Here is a 17,976-nt window from a genome sequence, read left to right as displayed (position 1 = left end):
CGCGATCGAACTGACCTTACCTCTGCTAACAAAACTACGCCGAGGACGCCGATCCGGCCAGTGTCCGGTCCGGTGAGCGGGTCGACCCGGGGACAGTCAACATTCCGCAACGAATCCGAGTTAGCCGTTCGATAACAATTGGACGGTGGTCCATCTAACAGCGACGCCACTGGTGGCCATCCAGCATCGCCATATGCGGGCCTCGGCCGGTGAACGCCGGGTTAACGGACGATCACTGCCGCCCTTCCGCGCAACCATTCGATTGCTAAAAGTTTGCTAAATACCTTTACTTGGTGCACCGCTTCGAGTCGCGCCCACCCGCCTCGGAACGAGCGGTTCGAAGAGAAAGCGAGCATCTCGTGCCCAAGAACGCCATCATCGCCACGGCGATCGGGATCGTCGCGGCAGGCGCCACGATCTTCGGCGCCGGTACCGCCCTGGCCGATCCGGGCTCCGCCGTGCTGGGCGGCGGCTCCGGCATCGTGCTCGGCGGCCACGCCCGCTGCTCGCTGACCACGATCGGCCACGACGGCGCGGGCCGCCTGGTCGGCCTTACCGCGGGACACTGCGCCGCGGTCGGCGACTCGGTGACCGCCGAGCACGACCGAGGTGCCGGCGTCGTCGGCAATGTCGTCGCCTCCGATCGCGGCAACGGCCTCGACTACGCGGTAATCGAATTCGACGCGGCCAAGGTGACCCCGGTGCGCAGCCTCGCGGGCACCACCATCGCCGGATTCGGTCCGGCGCCCGGCCCCGGGGCGACTGTGTGCAGCAACGGCCGGTCGAGCGGATTCGACTGCGGCGTGGTGTGGGGACCGATGAACAACCGGATCGTCAATCAATCTTGTTCCATCCCAGGCGATTCCGGCGGACCGGTGACGATGGGTGATCGGCTCGTCGGCATGAACCAGGGCCACCTCACACCCGGCGGCATCGACATCCCCTGCGTCGCCGCGGCATTCCCGCTGCACACACCCGCCTACTTCCAGCCCATCGACCGCATCATGCAGGCCGTGGACGGCGCGGGCGGCGTCGGCGCGGGGCTGCAACCCGTCTGACCCGATTCGCTGGCAGCACCGGATTCCGCGGTGCCGCCGAGGGTTTCGCGGTGTGGATCCGGCGTGGCGGGGACGCCGGATCCACACCGGGCGCGGCTGCTTCGGCCTCGGCAGGTGAAGCTATGCCCGCGCTGCCGCGGTCTGCTCGCGAAATACCTTGTCGAACAATGCTTCCGCGCGAACGATCGCCTGCGGCAACGACTCCGGCCGGAGATCGGCGAGCACCGCGTCGACGCGGCGCAGCCCGGCCCGCCGCAGCAGCCGCTTCTCGTTCGTCACCCATTCCCCGCGCGCCGCGAGGATCGCATGGGCGGTCTGCATCGCCGCCGTGGCTATCGCACCCGCTACCTCGGCGAGCTGCCCCTTCGACGCGAAAGCGCCTCGCGCGTAACGCAAAGTCGCTACCGCACGCTCACGCCAGAACACCGGCGCCGACGCCCGCAGCGCCGCCGGATAGCCCGGGCGTGGCAATTCACCGGACAGCACCCGGTTGACGCTGAGCTCCGCGACCACGAGGTAACTCGGGATGCCCGCCAGATGGAACATCAGTGGCTCCCAATGGAATCGCCCCGCCTCGGCCTCGGCGAGTTCGTGCTCCACCACTTCGAGATCGCGATAGTGCACATCGACCTGCCGCCCGTCGACGGTCAACCAGGCACCGCCGTTGAAAACACCGCCACCCCAACCGCCGAGCTCCGAAACCTCACCCGGCCAGCCGATCGCACGCAGCTCGGCCGGGTCGAACTCGCCCCGATAGTAAATCGCGAAATCCCAATCGCTGTCCGGGGTGTGGGTGCCATCGGCACGTGAGCCGCCGAGCGTCACCGCCCGCACCCGCGGCAGGGCCGCCAAACGAGTGACGAGGTCGGCGAGAAATATGGCATCGGTCATGAAATCTCCAGAGTGACGAACCATCGACAGAATCGAACCCACACCGGACAAAACATGGGTCCCAACAAATTCGGCTCACTTCTACTTCACATCACGACCATATATCGCCCCGCAACCGAATTTCCACCCGCGTGAACCCCAGCTGAAACCGATCGAATCTCCCCTAATCTTCCTCGACGGCCCGCAACCCCGCCCCTACGGTCGATGCCGATGACAACTCCGCTGCTCATTCTGGTATCGGTCCTGATCGCGACCAATGTCGTGATCTGGATCTGCGGAGCCCGCCACCGCCGCGCCCTACTCCGGCGCTCCCGGGGGCTCGACCCGAACGGAAACCCGCCGCCGTGACCGGTTCAGACGGAGTTGCTTCCGTCCTGGAACGACGGCGGCGCGTCGGCCGGGTCTGCACCCCATGCCGTATTCGGCGCGGGCGAGAGAGTGAAATCCAGTGTGCCGCCGGTGGTTACGAAGGTTTCGGGAAGCCAGGGCTTGGTCCAATTCCCCCCGTTCACCGTCAGCGCCGAAATATAGATATTCGTCGGCGATGCGTCCGGGGCATTGATGGTGATCGCCGGTCCACCCGGGCGGGTAATCGTGGCGCTGGTGAAAATCGGGCTGCCGATTACCAATTCGGCGCGGCCGGGAACCTCCGGATAGAGGCCGAGCGCGGCCCAGACATACCACGACGACATCTCGCCCAGATCATCGTTTCCGACGAGACCGCCGGGCGCGGCCTTCCAGATTTCCTTACGCACCCGGTCGACGGTGGACTGCGTCTTGTACGGGGCGCCCGTGTAGTTGTAGATCCACGGTGTCTCCAGCGTCGGTTCGTTACCGAGGAATGCGTACGGCTCATGCGTTCCCGCATTGAGTTTGGTGAAGAAGGTGTCCAGCCGGGCATTCACGGCGGCCGGGCCCCCGAGCGCATCGATCAGCGCCCGATAGTTGTAGGGCACCATCCAAGTGTATTGGGCCCCATTGCCTTCCACATATCCGTTCGGATCGGCCGGATCGAAATCGGCGGCGAACGAGCCGTCGAGATGCCGGGGCTGTAGATATCCGGTGGCCGGATTGAACAGGTTGCGCCAATTCTGCGCCCGCTGCATGAAGACGTCGTATATCGCTTGGTTGCCCAGCCGGTGCGCCAGCTGCGCGATGGCGAAGTCGGCGCTGGTGTATTCGAGGGTGTCGGCCGCCCCGTCGGGTACGTAGCCGAGCGCCAGATAGCCGACCAGCCCCGGCCTTTCCTCGTAGCCCTGGCTGTTCGTGCCGGGTACGCTCGCGCCCTTCACCATCAGGTCCAGTGCCTCGGTCGCATCGAAATCCGTTGCGCCGAAGGCATATATGGACGACACGATGATGTGGTAGGGATCGCCGTTCATCACGCCGGTGTAGTCGTTGGCGACCGTCCACCGGTCCCAGTTACCGCCCTCGCGCGCGAAAGTGACCATGCTGCGGGCGATATCGGCCGCCTCCCGCGGCGCGAGCAGCGCCAGCAGCTGCACCTCGGAGCGGTAGATATCCCAACCCGAGAAGTTCGTGTATATCGGGTGGGCCGGATCGGTGGTGTGTATCCGCTTGTCGAATCCGGCATAGTGACCGTCGACGTCGGAGAACACATTCGGTTGTAGCAGAGCGTGATACAGCGCGGTGTAGAAGATGGTGCGCTGCTCGTCCGTGCCGCCCGTCACCCGGATCTGGTTCAGCCGCGCATTCCAGCTGTCCCTGGCCGCGGCGGCCACCTCGTCGAAGGTCCGCGCCGGATTCTCCGCGGCGAGATTGGCCGCGGCGCCGTCCGGCGAGACGAACGACAGACCGACCTTCACGTTGACGACGGCAGGCTTTCCCGGATCGAAGGTGACGTAGGCGCCGACCTGCGTGCCCGATGCGGTGTCGTCGGACCGCACCTGATCCCCGTCCCAGATGCCCGACTCCGTGATCGGTTGATCGAATTCCGCGTGGAAATACAGGGTGTAAAAACTGTTCGTGCCGCAGAACCGGCCGCTGTGCACATGGCCCGCAACATAATTCGGGCCGATGGTGACCTGCGCGTCATCGGTGCCCGAAATCGAGCCCGCCGCGTTGATCAGCAGCGTCGCCGGGCCGCCATCGGGAAAGGTGAATCGGCCGGCGCCGGTGCGCTGGGTCGCGGTCAGTTCGACCCGGATCCCGCCGTCCAGATCGACCTGGTAGCGCCCCGGACTCGCCTGCTCGTGCGCGTGCGAGAACGTGGCGACATAGGCGTCCGGCGAGGTCGCCGGTGAGGCGCCGATCGTGCCCGCGAGCGGCATGAACGGCACATCCTGGTAGGTGTCGCAGCCCGCACCCGACAGGTGGGTGAGGCTGAATCCCTTGATCCGATTGTCGTCGTAGTAGTAGCCACCGTGCTGCTGGGTCACCGTATCCGGACTCCACTGCACCATGCCGAACGGCACGTCGGCGCCGGGAAAGGTATTACCCGCCCCGCCGCCGGTGCCCATGTCCACATCTCCGGGCCGAGTGCCGATGAACGGATCGACCCACCCCGTCAGATCCTGCATCCTTCCATCATCCACCGGGCCCGCCGTCGCCACAGCCGAACCGAATATCGTTACGACCACGACGACTGCCGCCGCCACGAAACGAATCTCGCGGCACCGCAACGACATGCGCGCCAGTGGGCGGCGAACGAAACGAATTCCGCTGATGTCCAACCGAACTGGGGATCCCCAAGCGGCGCGTGCGCGATCCTCGGCAGCCGGAACCGAGGCGCCCACATATGCGCCCGGCACTGCCGCGACCCGCCGCCCACCGATCATGCGTAGATGCTATCGAGCTATCCGGCGGCAATCCGTTCATCCACGCGGCAGTGTTGCGGGTCGGCGACGATTCCGGCGCTATGATTCAGCCACGGCTGGCCCGGATCGTTCTTCGAGGCGCACAAGATCCTCGGACCGCTCACCGATCCGGCCGCGCACGGCGGCGATCCGGCCGACGCGTTCCACGTCGTCGTGCCCAGCCTGCCCGGCTACGGGTTCTCCCCGCATCCTGGCCGGCCGGGCATCGGGCCGAAAGAGATTGCGGCACTGTTCGATCGGCTGATGAGCGAGGTGCTCGGCTATTCGCGCTACGGCGCACAGGGCGGCGACTGGGGTCGGCCGTCCCGGCGCGGCTGGGCCGCGATCACGCCGAGCACGTCGTCGGCATCCTGCTCAACCGGGATTCGACCGCGCCGGTCATGGGTCCGGACTCCCCGCCGCATCCACCATGGAGCCCGGCTATATCTCCGTACCGACCGGCTATGCCAAATTCCCGAAGGAAAGCTGGCTGCCGCCACGCGAATGGCTCGAACGCGGCTGTAATCTCCAGCGCTACACCGAACTTCCGCGCGGCGGCCACTTTCCCGCCATGGAACGTCCCGAACTGCTCGTCGAGGAGATCCGCGCCTTCTTCCGTCCGTTGCGTTGAGCGGGGCCACCTGAACGGGCCCGCCGCAACCGCGGGAGCGCTCGCTCAGGTACACGTCGGCGACGGGAATAGGAGACTGAGTCGTCGAGCGCGCACGACGATCGGCTACCGTGGCTGAACGAAGCACCGTTCGTCATCGCAGGGAGTCAAGTGTTCGTGAGGCCGTCAGCCGAGGTTTTACCCGGGACAGCGGCGGCACTTTCTCCCTCTCGGAAAACGATTTTCGAGATTTACGATCCGCGTCTGCGGCCGCGCGAGCCAATTTATACTGAGAATTTCCGCGAACCGCGAACCGCGAACCGCGAACCGCAAACCGCAAACCGCAAACCGGCGCGTGATCTTCGACGCCGTGCGGGCGCCATTCGGCGAGGTGTCCGGTGATCTCCCGGCGCGGCCGAAAACCGAAGTCCGGCAATCGCCGCGACGATCCGGCGTGGCTCACATTCGGCGCCGACCAGTACGTCGTTCTCGCCGTCGCCCGCACGCTCACCTCGGCTTATCGCCTGCTGGAGGCCGTGCACTGGTTCCGGGACGACTTCCGCGTCCAGCTGATCTTCACCGTCGACGAATCGTCGGCATTCAGCACCGGAGTCCGGGAGCTACTGCGCGAATCCGGTGCCGATCTGGTGGCGTGGAGCCGGATCGAAGACCGCTCGTTCGACTATCATTTGGCGCTGACGGCCAGCGAGAACATCGACTTTTCCGCGTTGCGCGCGCATACGATTCTGCTGCCGCACGGGCTCGGATTCAACAAACACGTCCCTAATGGCAAGGCACTGCGCCTCGCCGGATTACCGCCGCACAGCGCGATCCGAGCGGGCAAGGTGACCATTTCGCTCTCGCATCGCGAACAACGCGAACAGCTCGCGGCGATCAGCCCCGATATCGCGCCCGCCACCGAGGTCGTCGGCGACCCGACCCTCGATCGACTCCGAGCCAGCCGACCGCTGCGCGCGCTGTATCGCGAGGCGTTCGGCACCGGGGACCGAACCCTGATCGTCATCGCCTCCACCTGGGGCGAGCATTCGGCCATCGCCCGATGGCGCACCTTGCCCGTGCGACTCCTGTCCGCCCTCGACGCGGATGCGTATCAGGTGCTGCTCGTACTGCATCCGAATATCTGGTCCAGGTACGGACGATTGCAGATCGAGGTCTGGCTGTCCGCGGCGCTGGACGCCGGGCTGATCCTGATGCCACCCGAATCCGGTTGGCACGCCGCGCTTATCGCCGCCGATCAGGTCATCACCGATCACGGCTCGCTCGGCCTGTTCGCGGCGGCATTGGACAAACCGTTGCTCATGGCGGGCGGCGCCGCCGAAACCGTAACCGGCACACCGGTCGCCGCACTCACCGAAGCCGCCGAAAGGCTCCGGCCCGGGGATGACCTGGTCCAACAACTCGATGACGCTCGAAAACGCCATGTGCCAGGCCAATTCGATGACATCACCGACCGGGTATTCGACCATGTCGGCGAAGCGACCCGGAACATCCAGCGCCTGATTTACCGCAGGCTCGACATCACGCCACCGGCCCACACCTCATCGCTGACACGAATCCCGGTCCCGCACTGCGTGATTCGGACGGTCACCGGCTACGTCGTGCGGACCGCTCCGATCGAGGATGCGACGCTGACCCTGGAACGCATCCCGGCATCGGTCTGGCACCGGCGCGCGGACCCGGACCGCTACGAAACCCACGTGACCGCATCGGAGACCGAACCCGATCCGAAGATCCTCGAGCGGGCCGCGGCCGTAACGTCTTCCAGGACACTCGATTACCCAGCCGCGCAGGTGTGGGCGCATGCGACGCTCGCGGACCATCCCGGCGCTCGGCTCGCTGTCACCGCCACCTCGGCGGGTTTCCGCGCCGTCGCCCGCGGCGGCGCGGTGATCGAGGCCGATGCCCAGGTCGACGGCGCCCAGGTCCAGCTGATCGCCTCGGCGATGTACTGCTGGCTCCTCGCCGCATCACCCCGGCACGAAGACATCACCATCCGTGCCGGGACCATCTCGATCACCGTGTCCTTCAAGATCTTTCGGTGAAGCCCCGCAGCAACGCGGCGAGTTCGTCGGCCCGGTCGCTGCCGAGGTTCCGGTGGATCCACACCATTCTGGTGAGCGTCGCGCGCCGAACCTCCTCGTCGCCGTCCGCCTCGGCGAATCGGAGCCGCAGTTCGAGCGCCTGCGCCTCGTAGAAGGCGTCACCGCTGGCGGCCAGGACCTCGATCGCTTCGTGGATCATGGCCCGCGCCCGCCGGTGTTCGCCACGCTCGGTGAGTATCTCGGCGAGGTCGATCAGCGATCGTCCTTCCATCCGCGGATCGCGCGCACCCCTGATCAGCTCGAGCGCGGCCCGCATCGTCGACTCGGCCTGTTCGAGATCTCCGGCGCGGCGCTGCGTCCGCGCGAGGAAGAACATGACGAATCCCTGTCCGCGAGCATCGTTTTCACGTCTGAACAGGTCGAGCGAACGTTCATACGCCGCACCGGCGTTATCCGGATCGGCGACGTCACGATAGCGGCCGACGAACTCCCACACCGAGGCCAGCAATCGGCGATCACCGGCGGCCTCGGCCAACGGCAGCGCCTTATCGATCAGTTCCTCGCGGGCGCGCGCCAACCCTTGGCCGGTGTCCGACCGCTGCTCGAGCCACGCCCGCGACACGAAGCTGCGCAGCCGCGCCTCGGCGCGCGAATTCCCCGCCAAATGGGCCGCCGTCGCGCCGATATCGCTGGAGACCGTCCAATCGGTGTAATAGCGCCTCGTCACGTAGACCGCGGTGAGCGATTCGGCGAGCTGCCACGCCCAATCGTGCCACCCCAGATCGGCCGCCATGCGTTGCACCGCAAGCAGATTCATCCGCTCGGCGTCGAGCCAATCAAGCGCGGCCCCGCGCGCCTCGGTTTCATCGCCGGTGAATGGGGTCCGGCGGTCTGCCAACAGATTCGGCGATACGCACCGATAGCGCTTCTCCCCAAGCACGGCCAGATCCGCGAAAGCCGCCTTGATGAGCAGATATTCGGTGACCGCCCGGATCGCCGCCGTCCGCTCTTTCGCCGAGTCGATCTCGTGCGCCAGCGCGGCCGCGTGCCGCTTGAGCAACGTATGAAATGACAACCGCTGCATGGAATCCTCTGCCAACAGTCCGGCCTCGACCAGTGCGCCCACCGCGGCATCCGTTGTCGCGGCATCGCCTCCGGTGAGCGCCTGGACGGTGTCCATGGTGAGGTCCTGCCCCGGGAACAGCCCGAGCAACCGATAGAGCCGCGCCGCATCATCGCCCAATTCGGCGTACCCCTCGGAGAACACTGCGGTGACCTTGTCCCTTCCATCGAGGGCGAACGACGCGAGCCCGCGTTCGTCGGCCGTGATCGCGGCGACCAGCGCGCGGATCCGCAGCCCGGGACGCGACCGCAACTTCGCGGCGGCGACCGTCAATGCCACTGGCAGCCCCGCGCACTGGCCGACCAGCTCGGATACCGCTTCGGGCTCCGAATGCGCACGGGCGCCGACGAGTTCGATGATCAGGTGGGCGCCCTCGGCATCGTCGAGCGGCCGCAACTCCCGGACCGCGGCCCCTTCGAGCCACAGCTCGGTGAGTCGGCTGGTGCTTATCACCAGCAGCGCGCTCGTCGCGCTGTTCGGCAGAAAGGGCAATACCTCCGCGGAACCGGTCACGTTCTCCAGCACGATCAGGACCGATTTCCGCGCCGTGAGAGTGCGCAACCGATTCGCCCGCTCCGCCGCCGTAGCGGGCATGACCTCCGGTTGCACGCCCAGTGCTCTCAGGCACTGTGCCAACGCGTCCGCGACGGATGTTCGCTCGGCTCGCTCCGCCCCGAAATCGACATGCAGTTCACCGTCGCCGAATACGCCGTTTGCCCGCTCCACGCACCGCCGGACGAATGCCGTCTTCCCGACGCCGGGCAGCCCGGTGCACACACCGACTCGGGTCGCTGCCGAAGCCCAGAAGTCTTCCATCCATTCGAAATCCGACTCTCGGTTGACGAAAACCCGAGGCCCGAACGGAACCTCATGCGGCACCACCACGCTGACCCTCCCGCGTCTCGGTTCGACCACCGGCGACCCCGATGCTCCGAAGAACCGGACTTTATCGTGACCGCACCCACGGATCCGCGAAAGTCACTATCGCGGCCGATAATAGCCGTGTCGAGCACCCGAATCCGCTACGCCGCTGGGTAGTTCGCCATCCTACGGACCATGCGAACCGGCAGTGCTCGATTCAGGATCCGCCAGCGCCACCGACGGCAGCACCTCCGGCAACTGCTCGAACCAATCGAGCACGGCCTGTTCATACCGTATGCCGAATTCCAGTGTGGCCAAGCGGAAGTCGGCATTGCCGAGCTCGCGCAGTTCGCCACGCGCCTGCTCGTATCCGGCCAATCGTTCGCGATGAATAGCGCGGTGTTCGGCGATGGCAGCGCCGAGCCGCTCCGGGGGCAGGTGGTCGGCGAACATGATCGTCACCAGGAGTGGGAACCTGATCTGTTCCAGGCCGGGCCGCTGTTCGAGCCATTCCCGGAAGGCCGCGCGGCCCTCGTCGGTGATCGTGTACGGCTTGCGGTCGCGGCGGCCCGGCGGGCCGACGGTCACCAGTCCGGCGTTCGCCATCGCGGCGAGTTCGCGGTACACCTGGCTCTGCGTCAAGGTCCAGAAGCTGCCGATGCGCTGTTGGGCGACGGCCACCAGATCCCAGCCGGTCATCGGGCCTTCGTGCAGAAAGCCCAGTAGGGAGGCGGCGGTCGCGTTGAGTCCGGAGCGAACCATCGCTCTACTCCCTTCATCCGATCCACGATGACATGTCATTGTGACATGTCACGAATACGCCGGACGTCGGCGGCACGCGACAGACCGAGTTCAGCCCTCCGCCGCGACCCGCACCTGCGGCGCGACAACCGGCGCTGTCTGCTCGCGCCGCCGCCACAACCGACCGGGCCACCACATCGCGCGCCCGACATCGATCGTCAACGCGGGCACCAGCACCGTCCGCACCACGAAGGTGTCGAGCAGCACCCCGAACGCGACCGTGAACGCCAACTCCACCAGCAACACCAGCGGGATCACGGCCAGCGCGGCGAAGGTCACCGCGAGCACAACGCCGGCGGAGGTGATGACCCCGCCGGTGACGACGAGACCGCGGACCATCCCGGTCCTGGTGTCGCTGCCCATGGTCTCCTCGCGCACCCGGGTCATCAGGAAGATGTTGTAGTCGGTGCCGAGCGCGACCAGGAAGACGAACGCGTGCACGGGGAAGGTCGCGTCCACCGCCGAGAACCCGAATACATGCTGGAAGACCAGCGCCGAAACCCCGATCGCGGCGAGATAGGACAGCACGACGGTCAGCAGCAGCAACAGCGGCGCGACGAGGGCGCGCAGCAGCAGGGCGGTGATGGCGCAGACCACGATCAGCACCAGCGGCATGACGGCGCGGTCGCGGGCCGCGGTGTCGTTGAAATCGGCGAGCGTCGCGGTATATCCGCCGAGCCGCGCGTCGGCGCCGGACACCCGGTGCACCGCGGCGCGCAGCCGGTAATAGGTATCGAGCGCGGCTTTGCTGTCGGGTGCGTCGGCCAGCGTGGCATCCACGCGGGCCAGACCGTCGACGACGACCGGCACCTGCCGCGTCCCGGTGTACGGCGCGGCCGCGGTGACCCCTTCGACACCGCGGACGGCCGTGAGCACCGCGTCGAGCCGGTCCTGCCGGACGACGATATTCACCGGGCTGCCGCTGCCCGCCGGGAAGTGCCCGGCCAGCACCTGCTGCCCGGCCACCGAATCGACATGTTTGCCGAGGATCATCTCGTTTTCCGGAATTCCGTTGGCGTGCAACTGGAAAGCCCCCGCGGCGAGCGCCGCCAGCACGAGCGCCGTGCCGATCCACAGCACCCGCCGGCGCCGGTCGACGAATCCGGCGATTCCGGGCCAGCGGCCGACGGCCGCGACCTCCCCCGATACCGGACGCCGCGGCCAGAATGCCGCCCGCCCGAACACCATCAGCAGCGCGGGCAGCAGCGTCAGCATCGCGAGCAGCGCGCAGAGCACGCCGATCGCACCGGCCGGGCCGAGCTCCCGGTTCAGGCCCAGATCGGCGAATTGCAGGCAGAGCAGACCGACGGCCACCGTGCCGCCGCTGGCCGCGATCGGGCCGAGCGAGCGACGCCAGGCCACCCGCATGGCCTCGAAACGGTCATCCCGTTCGCGCAATTCCTCCCGGTACCGCGACACCAGCAGCAGCGCGTAATCCGTTGCGGCGCCGAGCACCAGGACGTTGAAGATGCCCTGCACCTCCGAGCCGAGCGCCAGCACACCGTGCCGGACAAGGAGATAGAGCACGCCCTGCGCGGATTCCAGTGCGAGCCCGGCGACTACGAGCACGAGCAACGGCAGCAGCGGGCTGCGGTAGACCGCGACCAGGATCACCAGAATCACCGCGACGGTGACCAGCACCAGCATCACGTCGATACCGCCGGTCGCGTTCTGCAGGTCGACCGCGCCGCCCGCCGGGCCGGTGATGTGCACGGCGAGCCCGCCGTCCGCCGCCAGCAGTCCGCGCAGGTCGGGTACGTGCCCGGCCGCCGCGCTATCCGATCCGGCGAACGGCACGATCACCTCGGCCGCCTTGCCGTCGGCCGAAATCATCGGGCCGACAACGGGTCCGGTGAGTACGTCGTGGAATCGGGCGCCGATCCGGTCCGTCTGCGTCCTGACCGCGGTGAGGTCGGCGTCGGTGAGCCCGCCGTCCCGCTGGTAGACCACCACCGCCGGCGAGCTCTGCGCCTCGCCGAACCGCTCGTTCAGCTTGTCGACCGTCTTCGAATCGGCCGCCGCCGGTAGGTAATTCGCGCTTCCGGTGGTGACGACATCACTGAGCTTGCCCCCGAGCACGCTGAGCAGTCCGCCCGCCGCGAGCCAGACGGCGATCACGAGCACAGCGAACCACCGGCGCCGGGCCGCGCCCGGCCGTGACGAGGACATTCGATGCGATGCGGTTCTGGACATCGGGCAGGGCTCCTCCCCGCGAATAACCCAACACTGTGGAAGGTCTATACATCGAGGCTAGATATGACACAGTGGGATGTCAACGAACTATTGACATCCCACTGTGGGTGGTCGATGCTGGAGGAGGACCTAGCACAGTGGGATAACCGAGACGGAAAAGAGCCCTGCCGTGTTGCATACCGTCCTGATCTATCTGCATGCCGCGTTCGGCGTCGCATCCTTCGGCACCGGCATCGCGGCACTACGCCGGAGCGCGCTGTGTCCGCCGCATCTGTGGACGTTGATCGGCACCATCGTTTTCCTCGCGCTGCCGATCGCCGCCGAATGGTCCCGGCTCGACGGCACCGCGCAGACGCTCTACTCGGCCTTCCTGGTGCTCGGCTTCTACATGATCTGGCGGTCGACCGAGGCCTGCCGGGTCCGTCCCGCCCGCGGCGGGGCGCCGAGCCGCGAATACGTATCCCACCTCGGCTTCAATCTCATCGCGCTGTTCGACGCGTTCGTGGTGATCCTGGTGCTCGACCTCGGTGGGCCGGTGTGGCTCATCGTCACCGTCGGCGTGCTGGTCGCCGCGGCGGGACATCCGGTCCGCCGCAGCCTCGAACACCGCCTGGCGCCCGCGGGAAATCCACTGCCGTCCGCCGATCGAACGGAATGAACCACCCATGGAATACCTGCTGCTGTTCTACAGCGACGACGCCCAGATGGCCGAGATCATGGCGAACGATCCGGAGCCACTGATGAATCGGCATGTCGAATTCAACAAGACGGTCAAGGCGCGCACCAGGATCGTCACCTCGCACGCGCTGGAGCCCGTCGCCGCCACCGTGACCGTCCGCCCCACCGGCGACGGCGAATCCGTCGCCGTACCCGGGCCCGCGAGCCCGAACCCGGTGGCGCTCAACGGTTTCTACCTCATCACCTGCAAAGATATGGACGAGGCCGTCGATATCGCCAAACGGTATCCGATGCCGGAGGATCTGGGCTATATCGAGGTGCGGCCGACCGTATCCCGGTGGCGCGGAACCCCGCTCGCCGACAGCAGCGCGCCGCGGGAGCAGGTGTGGGAGCGTTACGCCGACATCGAGTCCTGGCCGGAGTGGCTGGCCGGTGTCGCCGCCGCGCGAGGCACGTTCGCCACCGGCGGCACCGGCGAGCTGCGCATGGCCGACGGCGCGGTGCGGCCGATGCGCATCGGTACGGTGACCGATCCGATCTCGTTCACCATGGAAATCGAAGTAGCACACGATGTTTGGGTTTGGTACGGCCATTACCTGACCGCGCGGCCGGACGGCGGCACCCGCATCATCCACGAGCCGTCGGTGCCGCACCACGCGCTCGACACGATGGGTCTGCATTTCACCGCCGCCGTCAACGAACAGGCCGCACAGAGCGTCGCCACGCTCGCCGCGCTCGCCGCCGACCGGGTTCAGGCGGGCACCCGGTCCAGGAGGTAGCCCTTGGCCCAGACCGTGCAGATCGACAGGCCGAGCGGACGAATGCGCTTGCGCAGTCTGAAGATTCGCAGGTCCACCGCATTGCGCTTCGGCGGCGACTCCGGCCAGCCCGCCTCGATCAGATCCGCTCGCGACACCACCGACTGGAAGGAATCCACCAGCACCTCCATCATTCGCGCGTCGGCCGCCGACAGCGAAAGCCAGCCGCCGCCGAAGCGCAGCACGCCGGCACCGTCCACCACCGGAATCGTCGCTCGCGCAAGCGTTTCCAGCGCCTCGACCCGGGAGCGCAGATCTTCCGGGGCAATCGGTTGCCGCACATAGTCTTCGAGCATGCCGAGGCCGGGCGGCGGCGCCGAATCCGCTCCAACGAGGATGATCGGCACACCCATTCGCTTGTAGCGGTCGCGTTCCCGTGCCTCGGCGGGCCAGTTGAGAATTATCACTTCCATCCGTCGGCTTCCTCCCCGGTACTGCTTCGCGCCACGGACATTCCTCGTTCCGCTTGGGTCGGCGACCTCCGTCCCCCCGGTTCGCCGACATATCGTTCGTGCCCGAATTTACACCCATTCAAACACCGCCAGCATCCCAGAATACTGAGGGCATCCGTATCGCTCAGTGACCCGCTCGAGGCGAAAATTTCTGTCACGAACACAAGGTCGAATGTGTTTCAGCAAACCCGGCGTGACGTGACAGAAAGTTGGTCCGATGACCAACTGTCCATAAGTACGGATGGGTGCACCGAAGTCGTGTCGAATTACATGATCTTGCTGATCAACCACGCAAATCGATCCAGCCCGGTAAACACGCCGAAAATGCATCGACCACGATTTGAATTTTATTTACGCTTTACCCGATCAGCGGCCGATACATTATTCGGGCAACCGCACCGCATCCATTCCCACCGCCGAATATCAGCATGCACCGGCGATTCCACGCATCGGCGTGCGGTGATAGTGATCCGGCATATTCGCCTCCCGGTACTGGGGCCGAATCGTATCCATCACCTCGCGCCACAATCGCGCCGCGTCCGGCGCGGTCGCGGCGACGCCGAGCACCACCGCGATCATCGTCTGCCGAAAATCCACGGTATGCCCAGGCTCCGCGGCCAGCGGGATCACTGCGCGCACCCCGGGTACCCGCGCCGCGGCCGCCAAACCATCGACCCGCCGCACCCGCGCGCCGACCGGATGCTGCGGCGCGACGAACACCCCGTACCCGCCGAACTCGGCCTCCCGCCGTGGCGGCAGGCCGAGCGCGACCCGGCCCGCCTCACGCGTCAGATCCACCGACGACACCAGCGGGAACAGATAGGGCAGCGCACCGCCCGCCCGCGCGTTGACCTCGATCACCCGAGGCCCGTCGGCGGTGAGCATCAGCTCGGTGTGCGCGAGGCCGGTATCGAACCCCAAGGCGCGCAACGCCTTATCCGCCGCGTCGACGACTTCGGCGCGCCGCCCGGCGGGCAGCGAGGAGGGCAGCACCATGCCGGTCTCCAGCGCGGGCGGCGCGACCGGGAACCGGTCGGTGACCGCGAGATGCGCGATCTCGCCTCGGCCGCCGATCGACTCGACGCTCACGTAGGGCGCGAAATCCGTTGTGCCATGCCAATTATCGCCTACCAGCAGACCCTCGAGGAGGAATTCGGTTCCGGATTCGACGGCGGCGCCCGCATCCGCCACCCCCGAAAGCGATTCGCGCAGCACCGGTTCCAGCTCCTCGGGCCGCGAGATTACGAAGGCGAGCGCACCGCCGCTGCCCCGGGTCGGCTTGAGTATCGCGGGCAACGGCACCGCCGCCAGCGCCGCATCGACATCGGCCGGTTCGCGCAACAGATGGAACGGCGGCACCGGAACACCGGCCGCGGCCAGCGCCCGCCGCTGCGCGAATTTGTCGCGGTAGCACACCATCGCCGCGGGCCCACCCAAACCCGGCAATCCGTGCTCGGCGGCGAAGGCGGCGGTCACCTCGACCAGATCGTCGCTGAAGGTCAATGCGCCGTCCACCGGTTTGGCGCGGGCGTATTCCCTTGCCCGCGTGAGTATTTCGCCGGTGGTCGGCACGACGACGATATCGCGCACGGTCTCGGCGGCGTCCGCGAGCCGATCCGCGCGCCGAGATACGATCCGGTCGCTGGTCACGAGCACCACCTCGGCGAGCGGCGCGAGCGCGGCGCAGGTGTCGGCGACCCGGATACCTCGGGCGCCGACGAACAACATCAGGGTCGGGCGCGCGGTCATCATTGCACTCCTTCTCAGACCGTCACCCGCACGTCGTATGCGCGCAGCCAGCGGTCGATCTGCCACAGGTAGGCCAGCGCCAGCCGCTGCATCCACGGCGGGCGTTTGCTGCTGCCGTCCACCAGGGCGTGCACCCGCTGCGCGTCGAGCAGCGGACCGACCGCCGACTCCCCGCTCAGCAGCAGACGCGCGCGGGCGCGGACGGTGGCGTCGTAGTCCGGGTCGACGGTGGCCGGGTACTGACTCTTCGGCCGCCACACCAGCGCGTCGGGCAGCAGGTCCGCGACGGCCTTGCGCAGCAAGGCTTTCGGCGCGCCATCGGCCTTCATCCGCCACGGCACATTCCACAGGTACTCGACCAGCCGGTGATCGCAGAACGGCACCCGCACCTCGAGCCCGACCGCCATGCTCATCCGGTCCTTGCGGTCGAGCAACACCGGCAGGAAGCGGGTGAGGCCCAGGTACATCATTTCCCGCGAACGCCGCTCCGCATCGCTTTCCCCGGCCAGGCGCGGCACCTCGGCCAGCGCCTCGGCGTAATGCTCACGGACGTACTCCCCGGGATCGATCCGGTCCTTGATCGCGGGCGACAGTACGGCCGCGAAGCCGACATCATCCATCGACCACGGGAAACCGGCACGCCGACGGGCGTTTTCGTCGTGGAACCACCAGTAGCCGCCGAATACCTCGTCCGCGGACTCACCCGAGAGCGCCACCGTCGAACGCCCGGCGATGGCGTGGAACAGCAGATACAGCGACGCGTCCAGATCGCCGAGGCAGGGCAGGTCGCGGGCGCGGCTGGCGATATCCTGCACGGTGAGCAGATCCGGCGTGTCCAGCACGACGTCGGTGTGGTGCGAGCCGATATGCGCGACCAGCTCGCGCACGAACGGGGCGTCCCGGCTCGGCCGCGCCACATCCGCCGCGAAATCCCGTTCGCTGTCCCGGAAATCGACCGCGTATGTGGACAACTTCGCACCGCCCATCCGGTCGGCGGCGAGCGCGGCGATGGCGCTGGAGTCGACACCGCCGGAGACGAGCGCACACAGCGGAACATCCGAAACCAGCTGATGCGCAACGGTATCCGCGAGCAGCTCGCGTACCCGCCGCACCGTTGTCGCCGCGTCGTCGGGATGTGGCGCGCTGACCAACTCCCAATACCGCGAATGCCGCGTACCCTCGCGGCTGATCCGGACCAGGGTGCCCGGCCGCACCTCGCGCAGACCGCGCAGCACGCCCTCGCCCGGTGTCGCGGTGCCGAACAGCGCGAACAACCGCACCAGCCCGGCATCGTCGAGTATCGCGTCGAAGACCGGATTGGCCAGCAGCGCTTTGGGTTCCGAGCCGAAGATCACCCCGCCGTCGTATTCGTGGTAGTAGAGCGGCTTCACGCCGAGCCGGTCGCGCACCAGCAGCAGTTCCTGCCGCCACGCATCCCAGATCGCCAGGCCGAACATGCCGTTGAGCCGGGTGACGAAATCCGCACCCCACTCGAGGTAGGCGCGCAGCACCACCTCGGTATCCGACTCCGTATCGAAATAGTGCCCCCGAGAACGCAATTCGGCACGCAGCTCGCGATAGTTGTACACCTCGCCGCTATAGGTGAGCACGACGGGGCGGCCGCCGCGTTCGGCGATCATCGGCTGCGCGCCGCCATCGATATCGATGACCGCGAGCCGCCGGTGCCCGACCGCCGCGCGCGGGGAAAGCCACGTGCCGCGCGCGTCCGGGCCACGACAGGCGAGCGTTTCGGTCATGGCGTCGACGACCTCACCCGACATGGTGAGATCACGATGCCAGTCGACCCAACCGGTGATACCGCACACGAAAGCCTCCTGGGCTGTGAAAGATGTTGTCGGCGAA

14 protein-coding genes are annotated in these 17,976 nt (G+C 67.1%); 6 read left to right on the top strand and 8 right to left on the bottom strand.

Annotated features, from left to right (window positions below; genetic code table 11):
* Positions 1-359: 359 nt before the first annotated feature.
* Positions 360-1,058: a S1 family peptidase gene (locus F5544_RS18860; protein WP_238847322.1), complete on the top strand. Its 699-nt coding sequence runs from the start codon at positions 360-362 to the stop codon at positions 1,056-1,058.
* Between the two features lie 120 nt (positions 1,059-1,178).
* Here F5544_RS18860 and F5544_RS18855 read toward each other — a convergent pair whose 3' ends face one another.
* Positions 1,179-1,949, bottom strand: coding sequence for a nucleotidyltransferase domain-containing protein (locus F5544_RS18855; protein WP_167474399.1), 771 nt, complete (start codon positions 1,947-1,949; stop codon positions 1,179-1,181).
* A gap of 210 nt (positions 1,950-2,159) precedes the next feature.
* On the opposite strand from F5544_RS18855, the gene F5544_RS18850 reads away from it, so the two are divergent.
* Positions 2,160-2,297, top strand: coding sequence for a hypothetical protein (locus tag F5544_RS18850; RefSeq protein ID WP_167474398.1), 138 nt, complete (start codon positions 2,160-2,162; stop codon positions 2,295-2,297).
* A 5-nt stretch (positions 2,298-2,302) separates the two neighbouring features.
* On the opposite strand, the gene F5544_RS18845 is transcribed toward F5544_RS18850, so the two are convergent.
* On the bottom strand, positions 2,303-4,597 hold the full coding sequence (locus tag F5544_RS18845) for a GH92 family glycosyl hydrolase (RefSeq protein ID WP_167479313.1): 2,295 nt from the start codon (positions 4,595-4,597) through the stop codon (positions 2,303-2,305).
* Between the two features lie 598 nt (positions 4,598-5,195).
* Between F5544_RS18845 and F5544_RS18840 the strand changes: the two genes are divergently transcribed.
* Together F5544_RS18840 and F5544_RS18835 are read left to right on the top strand one after the other, a co-directional pair.
* Positions 5,196-5,396 carry an alpha/beta fold hydrolase gene (locus F5544_RS18840; RefSeq protein ID WP_174867361.1) on the top strand — a complete coding sequence of 67 codons (201 nt, stop codon included), beginning with the start codon at positions 5,196-5,198 and terminating at the stop codon, positions 5,394-5,396.
* A 377-nt stretch (positions 5,397-5,773) separates the two neighbouring features.
* Positions 5,774-7,438 carry a hypothetical protein gene (locus F5544_RS18835; protein ID WP_167474397.1) on the top strand — a complete coding sequence of 555 codons (1,665 nt, stop codon included), beginning with the start codon at positions 5,774-5,776 and terminating at the stop codon, positions 7,436-7,438.
* On the opposite strand, the gene F5544_RS18830 is transcribed toward F5544_RS18835, so the two are convergent.
* From F5544_RS18830 to F5544_RS18820, 3 genes are all read right to left on the bottom strand, one after another.
* A complete protein-coding gene (locus F5544_RS18830; protein ID WP_167474396.1) occupies positions 7,422-9,446 on the bottom strand; it encodes a tetratricopeptide repeat protein in 2,025 nt (674 codons plus the stop codon). The two genes, F5544_RS18835 and F5544_RS18830, sit on opposite strands and share 17 nt — an antisense overlap.
* A gap of 162 nt (positions 9,447-9,608) precedes the next feature.
* Positions 9,609-10,184: a PadR family transcriptional regulator gene (locus F5544_RS18825; RefSeq protein ID WP_167474395.1), complete on the bottom strand. Its 576-nt coding sequence runs from the start codon at positions 10,182-10,184 to the stop codon at positions 9,609-9,611.
* Positions 10,185-10,274: 90 nt separating this feature from the next.
* Positions 10,275-12,416, bottom strand: coding sequence for an MMPL family transporter (locus tag F5544_RS18820; protein ID WP_203217600.1), 2,142 nt, complete (start codon positions 12,414-12,416; stop codon positions 10,275-10,277).
* A 169-nt stretch (positions 12,417-12,585) separates the two neighbouring features.
* On the opposite strand from F5544_RS18820, the gene F5544_RS18815 reads away from it, so the two are divergent.
* Together F5544_RS18815 and F5544_RS18810 are read left to right on the top strand one after the other, a co-directional pair.
* Positions 12,586-13,074 (top strand): hypothetical protein, encoded by a 489-nt coding sequence (locus F5544_RS18815; protein ID WP_167474394.1) that lies wholly within the window; start codon positions 12,586-12,588, stop codon positions 13,072-13,074.
* Between the two features lie 7 nt (positions 13,075-13,081).
* Positions 13,082-13,873 carry a YciI family protein gene (locus F5544_RS18810; protein WP_167474393.1) on the top strand — a complete coding sequence of 264 codons (792 nt, stop codon included), beginning with the start codon at positions 13,082-13,084 and terminating at the stop codon, positions 13,871-13,873.
* Here the strand turns inward: F5544_RS18810 and F5544_RS18805 are convergent.
* The 3 genes from F5544_RS18805 to asnB all read right to left on the bottom strand — a co-directional run bounded on the left by F5544_RS18805 (position 13,846) and on the right by asnB (position 17,939).
* Positions 13,846-14,325 (bottom strand): response regulator transcription factor, encoded by a 480-nt coding sequence (locus F5544_RS18805; RefSeq protein ID WP_167474392.1) that lies wholly within the window; start codon positions 14,323-14,325, stop codon positions 13,846-13,848. The two genes, F5544_RS18810 and F5544_RS18805, sit on opposite strands and share 28 nt — an antisense overlap.
* Positions 14,326-14,787: 462 nt before the next feature.
* Entirely contained in the window at positions 14,788-16,116 is a 1,329-nt protein-coding gene (locus F5544_RS18800; RefSeq protein WP_238847321.1) for an ATP-grasp domain-containing protein, read from the bottom strand.
* 11 nt (positions 16,117-16,127) lie between these two features.
* Positions 16,128-17,939 carry an asparagine synthase (glutamine-hydrolyzing) gene (gene asnB, locus F5544_RS18795; RefSeq protein ID WP_167474390.1) on the bottom strand — a complete coding sequence of 604 codons (1,812 nt, stop codon included), beginning with the start codon at positions 17,937-17,939 and terminating at the stop codon, positions 16,128-16,130.
* Between the last annotated feature and the right edge of the window lie 37 nt (positions 17,940-17,976).

The organism is Nocardia arthritidis (assembly GCF_011801145.1).
Classification (GTDB): Bacteria; Actinomycetota; Actinomycetes; order Mycobacteriales; family Mycobacteriaceae; genus Nocardia; species Nocardia arthritidis_A.
Note: the sequence above shows the minus strand (reverse complement) of the source record. Positions and strands in the feature narration are given on the sequence as shown.